This window comes from Armatimonadota bacterium (genome assembly GCA_031459855.1).
Lineage (GTDB): Bacteria > Sysuimicrobiota > Sysuimicrobiia > Sysuimicrobiales > Humicultoraceae > Fervidifonticultor > Fervidifonticultor primus.
Map to the genome: position 1 here is coordinate 1197272 of JAVKHP010000001.1, position 14010 is coordinate 1211281.

Genomic DNA, 14010 nt, shown 5'->3' on the forward strand with positions numbered 1-14010 from the left:
CGGCGTCCCTTTTTCGGACGATACGCGCGCATCTGGGAGGGAACATCCGCAGGGTCCGGGGGGCGCCAGGGGGCGGCCCTTGTTCAGGCGTGGCGGGCGTACGGCCGGGGGGGCGCTTTTGGAGCAGCCGCCCGTCGGCCGGTGCGGCTGCGAGAGCGAGCCGCGCGGATGCCGGGTGTCGCGGCCGCCCGACCCCGGACCGCCCGGATACCGTCTGCGGCGGCTTGGGGTGGCCTGGTAGTCGTGGAGGGCTAACGCATAACCACGCAGACCCTCCGATACTGTCGGGGACGCCCGGGGTCGGCCTGGCGTTGTCCTGGCACCGGCACTCTGGCGCGACCTACTTACCGTACCACCGCCGGAGCCAGTCACGCAGCATCGCGGCCTCGCGGGTTTCGGTCTGCACGATCTGCCGGGCCATGGTCCGGACCTCGGCGCGCGAGGCCTTGGTGACCGCCAGTCGCGCCAGCGCCACGCTCTGCTCCAGGTGGGCGGCCATCAGGGGCAGGTAGACCTTCTCCAGCGCTGCCCCCTTGAGGCTGCGCACTTTCTTGACGGGCTCGGTGACGGCGTTGGCGTTGCGCCGGCCGGGCGCGGCGCCGGCAGCCTGCAGCCACGCCAGCATCTGTCGCACCTGCGCGCTCTTGCGGTCGATCACAACCTGGTTCCACTGCAGCAGCTCGGGATGGTCGGCGTTCAGCGTCGCGGCCAGGGCGATCTCGATGGCTTCCTCGTGCACCGGGATCAGCTCGCGCAGGAAGGCCACGTCGAAGGTTGCGCCGTTGAGCGTTGCCAGTGTGGCCAGCGCCGGATGTGGGGCGGGGACAGCGCCCGGCGGCGCGGCGCCCGCAGCAGCCGAGGGGGCAGATGGCGACGCGACGAGCGCCGCGACGACAACGGTGACGAGGGCAAGCGAACCGACCACACGCATGGCACACCTCACGGGAGAGAGTCGTCCGCCCTCCGGCAAGGCGGCACGTGCCGTGTGGAGATGTACCCACCTCGGCCGGCGGGTAGGCGGGGCCGCGCCCCCGCCTACCCGGTCCGAACACGGTACCGCGGCAGGCCGCAGGCCGCTGACGCTGCTCCTCGCTCTCCGACCCTGCCGCGCTACTTCTCGATCGGCACGTTTACCAGGCTGCCGTACTCGGTCCACGAGCCGTCGTAGTTGCGCACGCGAGGGTAGCCCAGCAGCTCACGCAGCACGAACCACGTGTGCGCCGACCGCTCGCCGATGCGGCAGTAGGCGATGACCTCCTTGTCGGGCGTGATGCCCTGGCCTTCGTAGAGCGCGCGTAGTTCGTCGGCCGTCTTGAAGGTGCCGTCCTCGCGGACCGCCATGCCCCAGGGAATGTTCTTGGCGCCGGGGATGTGCCCGCCGCGCTGGGCGCCTTCCTGGGGCAGGTTCTCCGGGGCCAGCAGCTCGCCCGTGTACTCCCTGGGCGAGCGCACGTCGACGAGGCCGTGGCCCGGCTGCCCGAGCCGCGCCAGCACGTAGTCGCGCAGCGCGCGGATCTCCGGGTTGGGGGCCGCCGCGCGGTACTGGGTCTGCGGGTACGATGGCACGTCCTGCACCAGCGGCCGGCCCTCGTCGATCCACTTCCTGCGGCCGCCGTTCATGATGCGCGCGGCGCGGTGCCCGTAGTACTGGAAGATCCAGTAGGCCCACGCGGCGAACCAGTTGTTGTTGTCGCCGTAGAAGACCACAGTGTGGTCGTTGCTGATGCCCGCCTCGCTCAGCAGGGCCTCGAACTGCGCCTGCGAGGGCAGGTCCCGGCGCAGCGGGTCGGTGAGGTCGACCTTCCAGTCGAGGTTCAGAGCGCCGGGGATGTGCCCCTGGTCGTAGGCGGTGCGGTCCACCGACACTTCCACGATCCGTAGGGCCGGGTCGCCCAGGTGCTCGGCGACCCAGCCGGTCTCCACCAGCACATCGGGTTTAACGTAGCCCATGCCCATCCCCCCTTTGTGTGATCTGTGCGACGGGCCCATGTGCCGCGACGTGTGGCTCACCCGTCGGCAGACGCGATGGCGACGATGTGGTGGTAGTGGATCGTCTGACGCGTGCCCGGTGCCCCGTCGGGTTCGACCGTCACCAGGGCGCCGTCGAGGGCGTCGAGCACGCCGAGCACGCGCCCCGTGACCGTCGGACCGCCCGGGGCGCCGGGCGCCAGCGTCAGTGTGGCGCGGCGTCCCACCAGCTGCTGCAGTGCGTCCCGGGTTACCATGTGCGCCTCCCCTGCATCACCGGCACGCTGGGCGCCGCCTCGTCCGCTGCCGGTCGCGGTGCCCGGGGGCGGCCGGCGCGCGCCAGGCGTTGCTCGATGACATCGACCAGCACCGGGAAGGGATCGAACCCCACGACCCGCGGCGCGTCGGCGACGAAGTTCGACAACACGTTGATGTCGTAGTAGTAGCGCCTGCCGTCGCGCCGGCTGATCAGGTACTCGACGCCGCCCAGGTCCAGCCGGGCCGCAGCGGCGATACGCAGTACGTCGTCGATCACCTGCGCAGGCGGCCGGTAGCCTTCCACGCGCAGGTGCCTCTTCGGCAGTTCCACGGGGCAGTAGTCGAACGTCGGGGCGGTAGGCGCCGCTGGTGCATCTGCCCCCTCGGCGTGGCAGATGTCGGCCGGGCAGAGGTTGAAGCCCGCCGACGGGTCCGGGAAGACCTTGATGGCGTACAGGAAGCGGCCATCGAGCACCTCGACCCGCACGATGTGGTCGTCGGCGGGCGCGTGGTACTCCTGCACGAGGGCGATCCCGTCGATCCCCAGCGGCACCGTGCCCGCCCGCGCGGCCGCCTCCAGGTCGTCGGGTCGGTCGAACCGCTGGATGCCCGCGCCGCTGCCGCCGATGTTGGGTTTCACCAGCACTGGGAAGGTGAGCGCCCGGGCGGCCCGGACGGCCTGTGCTGCGGTGTTCACCACCTGCGTGCGGGGATGGGGCAAGCCGAGAGCCGCCAGCAACGTGATCTGTGCGGTTTTCGAGAGTTCCAGGGCAAACGCCGCCGCTCCGTTGATCACCGACACGCCCACGGCCTCCAGCCAGTGCAGGTACGCCAGTGAGGCGAAGATCGCCTGACCGTGCCCGCGCAGGTAGGCCGAGGGGCTCATGCGGTTGACGACGAGGTCATAGGGCGCCTGCCGGCTGGCAGGGTCGAACGACAGATCCGCAGCGTGGATCCGGTCGTAGGGCACGCGCCGGCGGTCGAGCTCGGCGAACAGCGGCACGAACCACTGGGGGTGCTCGTACAGGATGCCAAGGCGTGGTGCGGTGGTCCTCATGCTCTGTCCTCCCGTCGCCCGCGGGCGTCCAGACCCTGCCGCCCGCCCGCGGCGCTACGCGCGTGTGTTGTGGCGTCAAAGCCTGGCTAGGCCGGATGCGCAGGCGAAGGCGTTGCGGCCTTCGCCCGAGGACAGATGCAGTCTCGGGGGAGAGGAACCTCTCGCAGGTGCCGCCACGTCGGCCCCATACTTGCCGTGAATAGTAGCACAGCGCGTCGAGCCGTTCAACCCGAAGGCACGTACAGGCGGACGCCGCGCTGACGGCGGCGGCGCTGCACCACAGCGCGTCGAGCCGTTCAACCCGAAGGCACGGACAGGGGGCACGCGTGGTCGCGGCGTGCGGGCCCGGCCAAAGGCCGCTCCCCGGCCCGGGGCCAGCGCCGCGGCTCGATGGTCGAGCAGCCACGTATCGACGGTCGGGCATCCACGGTCCCCGGATCGCCCGCAGCCCGCAGTGACGGCTACTCCAGGAACCACCCACGCCAGGCGACGAATCCTGGGGACATGGATCGGCGGTGGCTGCGCCTGGCGGCGTGGGGTGGCGGGATCCTGGTGCTCTGGTGGGTACTGGGACAACTGCGTACGCTCACCGGCATGGCCATCGTCGTGCTCATCATCACCTTCCCCATCTATCCCGTGGTCGATTGGCTGGAGGGTCGGGGGCTGGGACGCGCGGCCGCGGCGGCCCTGGTGCTGCTGGGCGTGCTGGCCGGGCTGACCCTCGGGCTCGCCGTGGTCATCCCCTGGCTGGTCGATCAGGTCAACGTGCTCGTCCGCGTCGCGCCGGCCGGGATCCGCGCGGTCACCGAGTTGCTGGCGCGCTGGCAGGCGCAAGTCGCGGAGCCCACGTTCCCCCACCTGCTGCGCACGGCCTGGGAACGTGCCGGCGAGAGCGCCGTCAGCGCCGCCAACGGGCTCGCCTCGCGCCTGGTGAACACGGTGGTCGGGTGGCTGGGCCAGCTCTACCTGGTGCTGCTGCTACCGTTCGTGATCTACTTCGTGTTGCTCGACTACCGGCGCGTGCGCGCGGCGACGCTCGCGCTGCTGTCGCCGCAGGCGCGGCCCCGGGTCGAGCGCCTATTGGGGACGCTGACGCAGACGCTGCGGTGGGGGTTGTGGGCGCAGGTGGTGGTGAGCGGCATCGTGGGTGGCCTGACGGCCATCGGACTCGCGGTGCTCGGCGTGCCCGGGCCCCTGGCGATCGGGCTGTTCGCGGGGGTGGCGGAGGCGATTCCCTACATCGGCGGCTTTGCCACCTACGGGGTGGCGTTGTTGGCGGCGATCCCCCAGGGCGGCGCGGTGTGGCTGTGGGCTGTGGTGGTGGTGACCGTCGTGAAGCTGTTGTCCAACGTCCTCGTGCCGCTCGTGCTGGGGAAGTTCACCCACATCCACCCGCTGGCCATCATCGCGGCGCTCCTGGCCCTGGCGCAGCTATTCGGTCTGGTGGGGATGTTCTTCGCCGTCCCGGTGGTGGTCATCATCCGGGAAGTGCTGGCGTGGTGGCAGGAGGCGCGCCCGTGACCCCGGTGTCCGCGACTTCAGTGCGCCCCTTGCCCTGTCACGCTGGCTATGATAGGTAAGGAGTACCCGCAGCACTGGCGGGTCGTGGTCCCGATGAACGCGATGCCGTCGAGCCGTCGTACCAGATCCAGTCGCCCGCGCGAGTGCATCTGTCCATCGCGAAGGCGCTAGCCTTCGCGTTCCCCCACACAGCCTGATTCCACATCCGGGTGCCGGCCCGTGGGCGCGGGCCCGGAGGTCCTGACCGCAGCCGGGTCGGCAAAGGCTTCTTCGCCGGTCGCCAGCCGCTGACGGCGGTCCGGGCACACGTGCACGGGCCCGTGCGCCGGGCATGCGCCGGGGCTGCGCTGGTACCTCAGGTGCGAGGCCTCTGCCGCGAACGGCGAGTGCGTTGCAGGCGCATGAGGGTGCTGCGACACAGGAGTGACGACGCAGGAGGGAGAGCCATGGACGACACGTTGGAACCGCAGGCTTGGTCCACGCCTGGCGCGGATCCGTCGTGCTGCCCGCCAGATGATGCTGAGCCGAGCGGCGGGTTCATGCCACGGCGCGAGTTCCTGGCGAAGCTGACGCAGTTCGGCCTCGCCGCAGCCGGCCTGGCCTGGCTGGCCGATCGACCCGCGGCGGCGCAGGGGCGTCGGCGCGTGCGGCTGGCGTTCTGCAGCCAGCTGCTGTGCATCATTCCCTACGAGGTCGCCCGGCGCCAGGGTTACTACGCCGAGGCCGGGCTGGACGTGGAGCTCGTCTACTTCCGCGGCGGCACCGCCGCGATGCAGGCCCTGGTGGGCGGCGCGGTCGACTACGCGGCGACGTCGTTCGACGTGGCGCTGGCCGCCGCCGGTCGCGGCGCCGACGTCGTCCGGTTCTTCACCACCGGGCGGCTGCCGCTGTTCGCGCTGGCCGTGGCCCCGCACACGGCGGAAGCGGTGCGTGGGCTGGCCGACCTGCGGGGGCGCACGGTGGGCGTCTCAGGGCTGGGCAACGCCGACCACCTGCTGGCCGTCTACCTGCTCCGGCGTGCCGGCGTGCCGCCGACGGCCGTGCAGTTCGCGGTGCTGGGGCCCAACCTCTTCGAGGCCCTGCGCGCCGGGCACGTCGACGCCGGCATGGTGCAGGAGCCCGCGGCCACCCTGCTGGAGCAGGCCGGCGGGCGCGTGCTCGTCAACCTCATGGACCTGGCCCAGGCGCGCCGGTACCTGGGCGGCCCGTACGAGTTCATGGGCGTGGCGGTCCGCGGCGCCGAATGGCAGGAGCGTCAGGCAGAGATGCGGGCGCTGGCGCAGGCGCTGGGGCGCGCGCTCCGGTTCATCCACTATGGGACCCCGCGGCTGGTGATCGACGCACTGCCGGGCGAGCTCATCGCCGGCGGCGACCGCGCGCTGCTCGAGCAGGTGCTGGCCCGACACCGCAAGTCGCTCTACCCGCAGGACGGCCGGCTCGACCTGGACGCGGCCCGCCGGGTCGTGACGGTGCAGCAGCAGGCAGGCCAGCCAGTGACGGCGGATCTCGGGCGCCTGCTAAACCCGGCGATCGCGGGAGCGGCTGGGCGCTGATGCCGGTCGACGCCGCGCTGGAGATCGTGGGCCTCACGGTCGCCTACGGCCGCCACGAGGTGCTGCGTGACCTCACCCTGGTGGTGCGGGAGGGTGAGTTCGTCGGCCTCGTAGGCCCGTCGGGCTGCGGCAAGAGCACGCTGCTGCGCGCCGTGGCAGGGTTGGTGGTGCCGGCGGCGGGCACGATCGCGGTCTTCGGCCGTCCGGTGGCCGGCTGTATGCCCGAGGTCGGCATCCTCTTCCAGGAAGACGCGCTGCTGCCGTGGCGCACCGCGCGGGACAACGTCGCGCTGGGGCTGCGCTGCCGCGGCGTGCGACCGGACGAGGCGCGCGCCCAGGCCCAGGCGTGGCTCGAGCGCGTGGGGCTGGGGGCGTTCGCCGACCGCTTCCCCCACGAACTCTCCGGTGGCATGAAGCAGCGCGTGGCGCTGGCGCAGGTGCTCGCGCCGCGGCCCCGTGTGTTGTTGATGGACGAGCCCTTCGCCAGCCTCGACGCCATCGTGCGGACGCTGCTCCAGGCGGAGTTCGCGCGGCTGGTGCGCGACGAGCGGCTCACAGTGGTGCTGGTCACCCACGACCTGGAGGAAGCGCTGCTGCTGGCCGACCGCGTCGCGTTGCTCTCGGCGGGGCCGGGCGCGCGCCTGGTCCGGGTCTACGACGTGCCGTTTGCGCACCCGCGCGACCCGGTGCACCTGCGCGGCGCGCCGGCCTTCGGGCGCTTGGTCGAGGCGCTCTGGGAAGACCTGCGGGGTGAGGTGGGCCGAATGGGGTGGGAGGTGATGGTGTGAGCCGTGGCGCGCGACGGCGCCGGGCCGTGCGTGACGTTGACCGCGGAGAGAGGCCAAGCGTGCGGCACCGGCGGACGAGGCCCTGGCATGAGGCGTCTGGCGCGCTGCCTCGCGGTGGGCCATGCGGCGTGCGCTGCGGGCGAGAGGAGGCCCCGGCATGAGGCGTCTGGGCGCGCTGGTGGTGGTTTTGGGCGCGTGGGAAGGGGTCACGCGGTTGCGATGGGTCAGCGCGCTGGTGGTCCCCCCACCGGCGGCCGTGGTGGGCGCCCTGGGAGAGCTGGCGCGAGGCGGTGCGCTCTGGGGACACGTCGGTGCAACCGTCGCAGAGGCGCTGGGCGGCCTGGGCCTGGGTGTCGCTGCGGGCGGGTTGCTGGGCCTGGCGGCGGCATTGCTGCCGCCGGTTGCGGACGTGCTGGCGCCGGTCATGGCCGTGCTGAACGCCGTGCCCCGTGTGATCCTGGCGCCGCTGCTGGTGATCTGGTTTGGCATCGGCATGGCGTCGAAGGTCGCGTTGAGCTTCCTCCTGGTGGCGGTCACGGTGTTCTTCGCCGTCTACGGGGGCATCCGCGAGACCGATCGTCGCCTGATCGAGCGCGTGCGCACGCTCGGCGGTGATGCTTGGGTGGTCATCCGCGAGGTCTACGTGCCCTCGGTGGGCGCCTGGGTGCTCGGCAGCCTCAAGCTGGCCGTCGGCTTCGCGTTCACCGGCGCGGTGGTGGGCGAGTTCGTCGCGTCGAGCCGTGGGCTCGGCTACCTGCTGTCGTTCGCGCAGAGCACCTACAACGCCGCCCTGACCGTCGCCCTCATCGTGCTGGTCATGGCGGTGACGCTGGCGTTGTTTGCCGGGTTGGAGCGCCTGGAACGGCGGCTGCTGCGGTGGAGGACCGGCACGGTCGGCGCTGGTGGGCGGCGCCTGGGGACCGCAGCGCGCACGCCGGCGCGCGGGGAGGCGGTGGTGCCTTGAGGGGGAGGGCGGTCGGGGCGATCCTTGGGGGCCATGCCCGGACACAGTGTAGCCGAGGCTCGATCGACCGACGGGCGATCCTGCCGCTCATGATCCCGGCCGCGACGCGCTGTGGTGTGACGTCACGCAGCGGCCGGGGTCTCCTGCGCCGCGGGCCCGCTGTGGTTTTCTCCTGGTGAAGGAACCCTCTGGAGGCAGCCCGAAGGCTCTGACGGTTTCTCTCCACAGGGAGGGATACAGGCACAGGGGGTGAGGTGAATGTCAGTAAACTTTACGGTCACCCGCTGGCGATGGATGGTCATAGCCGCGGCCATCATGACGCTCCTTATCGTGCTGAGCTCGTGGGGTATCGCTCAACAGCGGGTGACCCTGCGGTTTTGGATGTCGGCGGATCCGGCCCTGGAGCAGGCGATGGATGCGCTGCTGCAGGCCTACATGCGGGTCAACCCCAACGTGACTGTCCAGCGCGACGCGTTCCCGTTCAACGAATACCACCAGAAGCTGACGACGGCCTTTGCTGCGGGCGATCCGCCCGACGTGTTCTGGATGGACGTGCGTACGGCCGCCTTCGCGGCACAGGGGAGCCTCGTGGTCCTCGAGCGGTTCCTGACGCCGCAGAACAAGGCCGATATTCTGGAGTCGGGGCTGATCGAGCCGGTGTGGAAAGGAAAGCTCTACGGCATTCCCATGCACGAACTCACCGAGGGGCTCTTCGTCAATCGCACGATGTTCGAGGAAGCCGGTATTCGCATTCCGCAGCGCCTCAACGAGGCGTGGACGTGGGACGAGTTTGTGTCGATCGCGCGGCGACTGACCAAGCGCACGGGCGATCGCACTGACGTCTGGGGCTTCGGTGTCCTGCGGCACCTGAGCGACTGGCCGATTCTGCCCATCATTTACCAGAACAATGGCGCCGTGCTCAGCCCCGATCTCAAGAAGGCCACCGGCTACCTGAACAGCCCGGCGACAGTCGAGGCGTTGCGCTGGTACCAGGACCTGTTCACGCGGCATCGGGTCATCGCGTTCGATCCAATCCCGGAGGGGTTCCCCGCGGGCAAGATCGCGATCTTCCAGGCGCCGAGCACGTACCGGGCAGTGCTGGATCGGCGGTACCCGGAGTTCAAGTACGCGGTGGTCCCGATGTTCCGCGGGAAGCGGTGCGCGGTGACAGCTGGAGGGTGGAACGTATCGATCTCGGCCAAGACCAAGCATCCCGAGCTGGCGTGGTCACTGGTGGACTGGCTTACCCGGGAACGGCACCAGGAGTGGGTGCGGACCAGCGGGTACCTTCCGGTGCGCAAATCCCTGCTCCAGCGGGACCCGCAGTTTCGTCAGTACCCTTGGAACATCTTCACTGCACAGCTTCAGAGCTGCGCGATCCACCGCCCCCACACGCCCGCCTACAACTTCTTCTTCGACACGTTCCTGGCTATCGCCAAAGACATCGCTCTGGGGCGGGATGTGCAGAGGGTGCTGGACGACGCGGCGGCGCGCCTGGACGCAGCCCTGGCCCGCGGCGGTCGCTAGGCAGGCCGTGATCAGAGCCACGCGGCGGGTCACCCCGCGTCCCGTGGCGGAACCCGGAACCGGATCCACCCGGCCGGGGCGTCCATGAGGCGTGTCGGTCGCCCTGTCCAGGTGCCGCCTCGTGCAGCCCGTGGGTCGGGACTGGCCCGTCAGCGGTACGCCGCTGCGGCGGTCTTTCTGCTCCCGGCCACGGTCGGGATCGTATTGTTCGCGGTCCTCCCGATCCTCCAGGCGCTGCGCCTGAGCTTCTTCGACTACTCCCTACTCAACCCGCAGCTCGTCTTCGTGGGCGGGGCCAACTACGTGCGGGCGGCGCAGGATCCGGTGTTCCGCATTGCCCTGCGCAACACCCTCGTCTACGCTGGGCTGCTCGTCGTGGCGCAGACGGTGGCTGCATTGGGACTCGCGCTGGCCCTGAACCGCCCACTGCGCGGGTTGGCGTTCTTTCGATCAGCCTTCTTCATCCCCGTGGTCACCTCGCTGGTGGTCATCAGCACGGTCTGGAAGCTGCTCTACAACTCCCAGGGGTTCATCAACAGCGTGCTGCAGGCCCTGGGCCTGCCTTCCCAGCCGTTCCTGGCCAGCGCCGACCAGGCCTTGGTGAGCCTGGTAGCCATGAGCGCGTGGAAGGAAGTGGGCTTCTACATGCTCATCTTCCTGGCCGGCCTGCAGGCGATTCCCGCGGATCTCTACGAGAGCGCGGCCATCGACGGGGCCACGGGCTGGCAGAGCTTCTGGCAGATCACCGTACCGCTCCTGCGGCGGGCTGCGGTCTTCGTGGTGGTGGTCGGAACGATCTCGGCCTTCAAGGTGTTCACCCCAGTCTACCTGATGACCGATGGCGGCCCTGCGGACAGCACCATGGTCTTGGTGTTCTACATCTTCCGAACCGCGTTCCGGTACTTCGAGATGGGATTTGCCGCCGCGATGTCGTTCTTGCTGCTGGTGATCGTGCTGGTCTTCACCTTGCTGCAGTTTCGGCTGCTGCGGACCACGGTGGAGTACTGAGCGATGCGGCGGCCTGCAGATGGCTCCCTGGTGGTGCCCGCCCGGGCGAGGCCCCGGGCGGTGGTCTCTCCCTGGGCCGTGGTCCGCCGTGCCAGCGGGCGCGTGGGCCTGTACGCGATGCTGACGGTCCTGGCGGCGATTTTCCTGGTGCCGTACCTCTGGATGGTGGCGTCCTCCCTGCGGCCGCAGGTCGAGATCTTTCGGTACGTGTCGCCGCTATCGTGGCGCACCTTCGTGCCGGAGGTGGTGACGTTCGACGCGTACCGTGAACTGTTTCGGCTGGTACCGTTCCCGTTCTCGCGCTACCTGATGAACAGCGTGATCGTGGCCACCGCGGTCACGGGTCTCAGCCTGATGGTCAACGCCATGGCGGCGTACGCCTTCGCACGCCTAGCCTTTCCCGGGCGCGATGTGCTCTTCGCGCTGTTCCTGGGCACGATGATCGTACCCTTCGAGGTGCTCGCCATTCCCCTCTACCTGCAGGTGCGCGCGCTGGGCTGGGTCAACACGTACCAGGCGCTGATCATTCCGTGGGTTGCGAATCCCCTGGGGATCTTCCTGCTGCGGCAGTTCTTCCAGGAGATTCCCCGGGAGTTGGAGGAGGCTGCCCGGATCGACGGGTGTTCCTATTTTGGCGCGTTCCGCCACGTCGTGCTTCCCAACGCGGTGCCTGCCCTGGTGGCGTTCGCCCTGATTCGGTTTCAGGCCAGCTGGGACGCGTTCCTGTGGCCGTTGATCGCGGCACCGGCGGCCGAGAAGCGTGTGATCCAGGTGGCCATTGCCAGCTTCGTAACCGAGGTGCAGACACGCTGGGACCTGACGTTTGCAGCCAGCACACTGGCCACCGTGCCCATCATCGTTGTCTTTCTCATCCTGCAGCGATACTACGTCCAGGGCGTCGTGATGAGCGGACTCAAGGGGTAGGCACATGGGCTCCGCGAACATCGGCCGACGGCGTGGTGCTGTTTCTGAGGGCGCGAGGCGGAGGAGGAGGGCTGCATGGAGGTACGGACGTACGAGGCGATGCTGGATGCCCTCCGGGCAATCGCGGCGTCTGCTCGTCACGTGACGATCGACCGCGCGCAGTTGGTGCGGGTTGCGGCGGTGCTTCGGGAGCGTCTTGGGGCTGACGACTTCCAGATCCGCCGCGAGCGCCCGGCCTTGGCGCCGGCGGACTGCCTGCAGTTCGCGCTGGTTGCCGGTACCCACAACTTCCTCATCTGGCAACGGATGCCTACTGGGGACGTGGAGCCCTGGCGGGTACACGTCGACGGCGAGGAGCGCTACGGTGCCCCGGCCATCTACGCGTGCCACCTGCGAGCCCTGCGCGCCGGCAAGAACATCCTTGACCCCAACTACCTGGTCTCGATGACACTGGCCGACATGGAGGACTACTACCGGGACGAGCGCACCGGCGCGGTAACCTTGCAATTCCTCCCGGAACGCCTCGCTAAGTTCCATGAGGTAGGGCGGGTCCTCCGTGCCCGCTACCGCGGGTCGTTCGTGACGCTGTTCGAACGCGCCGAGGGCTGGCTGTTCCGTCCCGATGGTCAGGGGATCGTGCAACGGCTGCTCGACGACTTTCCGCTGGCGTATGGCGACTGGCCGTTCTGCAAGCTGATCATGGTGACCGTAGGGAACCTCTACGCCGACCAGGAGTGGCTGGGGCCGCCGGGCACCCCCGTGCGCACGCTGGTGGACCTGCGCGACCCCGAGCATCTGGAGGTGGGTGCCGACTACTATCGACCTTTCTTCCTCTACCGAGTGGGGGTGTTGCGGGTGAGCGAGGCCTTGCGAGAGCATCTGCGGCAACGCGCCCTCATTCCACGCGACAGTCCCATGGAAAGGGAGTACCGGGCCTGGACGATCCTGGCCACGCGCGAACTCGCCGCACACCTGGGCGTGCTTCCGCACGCCCTGGCCACAGAGACGTGGGCCATGGGGTTCATGCGGTGCCGGCCCTGCCACCCGGGGGTGGACCCCGAGACAGTGCCGTGCGACTACCGAGGCGTCTGTCGAGCCTACACGAGCGACCCCGCGCTGATGGAGGCGCTCTGGCCGCTGGTGCTGACCCCATGGTACTGAGCTGACGACTAAGGAGGCCGCATGCCGTACACCTACGAGGCGATGCGTCGAGAGATCGCGGACCTGGTTGGGGCCGCAGTGCACGTGACGATCGACGACGGGGCGCTGGCCGACGTCGCCGTGGTGATGCGGCAGCAGCTGGCCACGGGCGGTACCGCGTTCCAGACCGATCCGCAGCGGTTCCCGGCCGAATCGCCGGCCGAGAACAGCCGTGACACCCTGCAGTTCTACCTCGTCTTGACGTCGCAGGAGTTCTGTATCTGGCGGCGCCGGCCCGACGGGGCGGTGGAGGCCTGGGAGATCACCATCGGCGGGGAGCGCTTCGTAGGGGCACGTGGCATCGCGGCGGCGCACATGCGGGCCCTGCGGCGCGGCCAGCCGATCCTGGATGCGCGCTACCTGGCCGCGATGACCCTCGACGACGTGCGCAACATCTACCGTGACGAGCGAACCGGTCAGGTGACGCTGCAGCTGCTGCCGCAGCGGCTTGCCAAGTACAACGAGCTGGGCCGGGTGCTCCTGGAGCGCTACGACGGGCACGCGGCCAACCTTCTCGAGGCCGCCGACGGCTACCTGTTCCGCGGGGACGACCAGGGGCTGATCCAGCGGCTGCTGCTGGACTTTCCCACGGCGTACTTCGACTGGCCGTTCTGCAAGCTGGCGATGCTCTACCCGAAGTTCCTGAGCACGCGGGCCGTCGACGGTATTCCGACCACGCCGGGCTACCGGAGGCTCGTCCGCATCCGTGACCCCGAACACTTCGAGATCGCCGCCGACTACTACATTCCCCTGTTCTTCATCCGCACCGGGATCTTTCGGATCAGCGCAGACCTGGCCGATCGCCTGCGTGAGCAACGCCTCATCGCCCGTGACAGCCGTATGGAGCGGGAGTACCGTGCGGCGACGGTCACCGCTGGCCGCCGGCTGGCCACAACCACCCACGCGGCGGTCAACGCGGTGGACACCGAGTGCTGGCGCATGGGGTACCTCGGCTGTCGGCCCTGTCGGGTGGGTGTCAGCGACGCTGAGCACCCGTGTGCGTACCGCGGGGTGTCCCGCGCGTTTCAGCGGGAGCACGCGCTCATGGAGCTGCGGTGGCCGCTGGTGCTGACGACGTGCTACTGACGTTGTTGCTGAGGAGGCCGCGTGGCGCGGAGACACGGTGGGCTGGCGAGCAGCGCAGCGCGCTATCCACGTAGCGTAGACACCGTGGAGAGTACCATCGCGCAGCGAGGCGTGTCATCGCGGGGCATGACGCACGGCGCTCTCACGCTTCCTCGC

The 14010-nt window shown here is 69.7% G+C and carries 13 protein-coding genes; 9 read left to right on the forward strand and 4 right to left on the reverse strand.

Going from position 1 to position 14010, the window contains the following annotated elements; all coding sequences use genetic code 11:
- Positions 1 to 340 precede the first annotated feature (340 nt).
- The 4 genes from QN157_05480 to QN157_05495 form a co-directional block, all read right to left on the reverse strand.
- Complete coding sequence (locus QN157_05480; GenBank protein MDR7555042.1) at positions 341 to 931, reverse strand: DUF305 domain-containing protein; 591 nt, start codon at positions 929 to 931, stop codon at positions 341 to 343.
- 179 nt (positions 932 to 1110) lie between these two features.
- Complete coding sequence (locus QN157_05485; protein ID MDR7555043.1) at positions 1111 to 1950, reverse strand: sulfurtransferase; 840 nt, start codon at positions 1948 to 1950, stop codon at positions 1111 to 1113.
- Positions 1951 to 2006: 56 nt separating this feature from the next.
- Positions 2007 to 2225: a hypothetical protein gene (locus QN157_05490; GenBank protein MDR7555044.1), complete on the reverse strand. Its 219-nt coding sequence runs from the start codon at positions 2223 to 2225 to the stop codon at positions 2007 to 2009.
- Positions 2219 to 3283 carry a hypothetical protein gene (locus QN157_05495; GenBank protein ID MDR7555045.1) on the reverse strand — a complete coding sequence of 355 codons (1065 nt, stop codon included), beginning with the start codon at positions 3281 to 3283 and terminating at the stop codon, positions 2219 to 2221. The genes QN157_05490 and QN157_05495 overlap by 7 nt, the downstream gene beginning before the upstream one ends.
- 504 nt (positions 3284 to 3787) lie before the next feature.
- Between QN157_05495 and QN157_05500 the strand changes: the two genes are divergently transcribed.
- From QN157_05500 to QN157_05540, 9 genes are all read left to right on the forward strand, one after another.
- Entirely contained in the window at positions 3788 to 4804 is a 1017-nt protein-coding gene (locus QN157_05500; GenBank protein MDR7555046.1) for an AI-2E family transporter, read from the forward strand.
- 539 nt (positions 4805 to 5343) lie between these two features.
- Positions 5344 to 6357: an ABC transporter substrate-binding protein gene (locus tag QN157_05505; protein MDR7555047.1), complete on the forward strand. Its 1014-nt coding sequence runs from the start codon at positions 5344 to 5346 to the stop codon at positions 6355 to 6357.
- Positions 6357 to 7145 (forward strand): ABC transporter ATP-binding protein, encoded by a 789-nt coding sequence (locus QN157_05510; GenBank protein MDR7555048.1) that lies wholly within the window; start codon positions 6357 to 6359, stop codon positions 7143 to 7145. The genes QN157_05505 and QN157_05510 overlap by 1 nt, the downstream gene beginning before the upstream one ends.
- 157 nt (positions 7146 to 7302) lie before the next feature.
- Positions 7303 to 8109: an ABC transporter permease gene (locus QN157_05515; GenBank protein ID MDR7555049.1), complete on the forward strand. Its 807-nt coding sequence runs from the start codon at positions 7303 to 7305 to the stop codon at positions 8107 to 8109.
- 258 nt (positions 8110 to 8367) lie between these two features.
- A complete protein-coding gene (locus tag QN157_05520) occupies positions 8368 to 9636 on the forward strand; it encodes a sugar ABC transporter substrate-binding protein (protein MDR7555050.1) in 1269 nt (422 codons plus the stop codon).
- A 111-nt stretch (positions 9637 to 9747) separates the two neighbouring features.
- Positions 9748 to 10644, forward strand: a complete 897-nt coding sequence (locus QN157_05525) for a sugar ABC transporter permease (protein MDR7555051.1) — start codon at positions 9748 to 9750, stop codon at positions 10642 to 10644.
- A gap of 3 nt (positions 10645 to 10647) precedes the next feature.
- On the forward strand, positions 10648 to 11568 hold the full coding sequence (locus QN157_05530) for a carbohydrate ABC transporter permease (protein MDR7555052.1): 921 nt from the start codon (positions 10648 to 10650) through the stop codon (positions 11566 to 11568).
- Positions 11569 to 11643: 75 nt separating this feature from the next.
- A complete protein-coding gene (locus QN157_05535; protein ID MDR7555053.1) occupies positions 11644 to 12729 on the forward strand; it encodes a queuosine salvage family protein in 1086 nt (361 codons plus the stop codon).
- 21 nt (positions 12730 to 12750) lie between these two features.
- Positions 12751 to 13854: a queuosine salvage family protein gene (locus QN157_05540; GenBank protein MDR7555054.1), complete on the forward strand. Its 1104-nt coding sequence runs from the start codon at positions 12751 to 12753 to the stop codon at positions 13852 to 13854.
- Positions 13855 to 14010 lie beyond the last annotated feature (156 nt).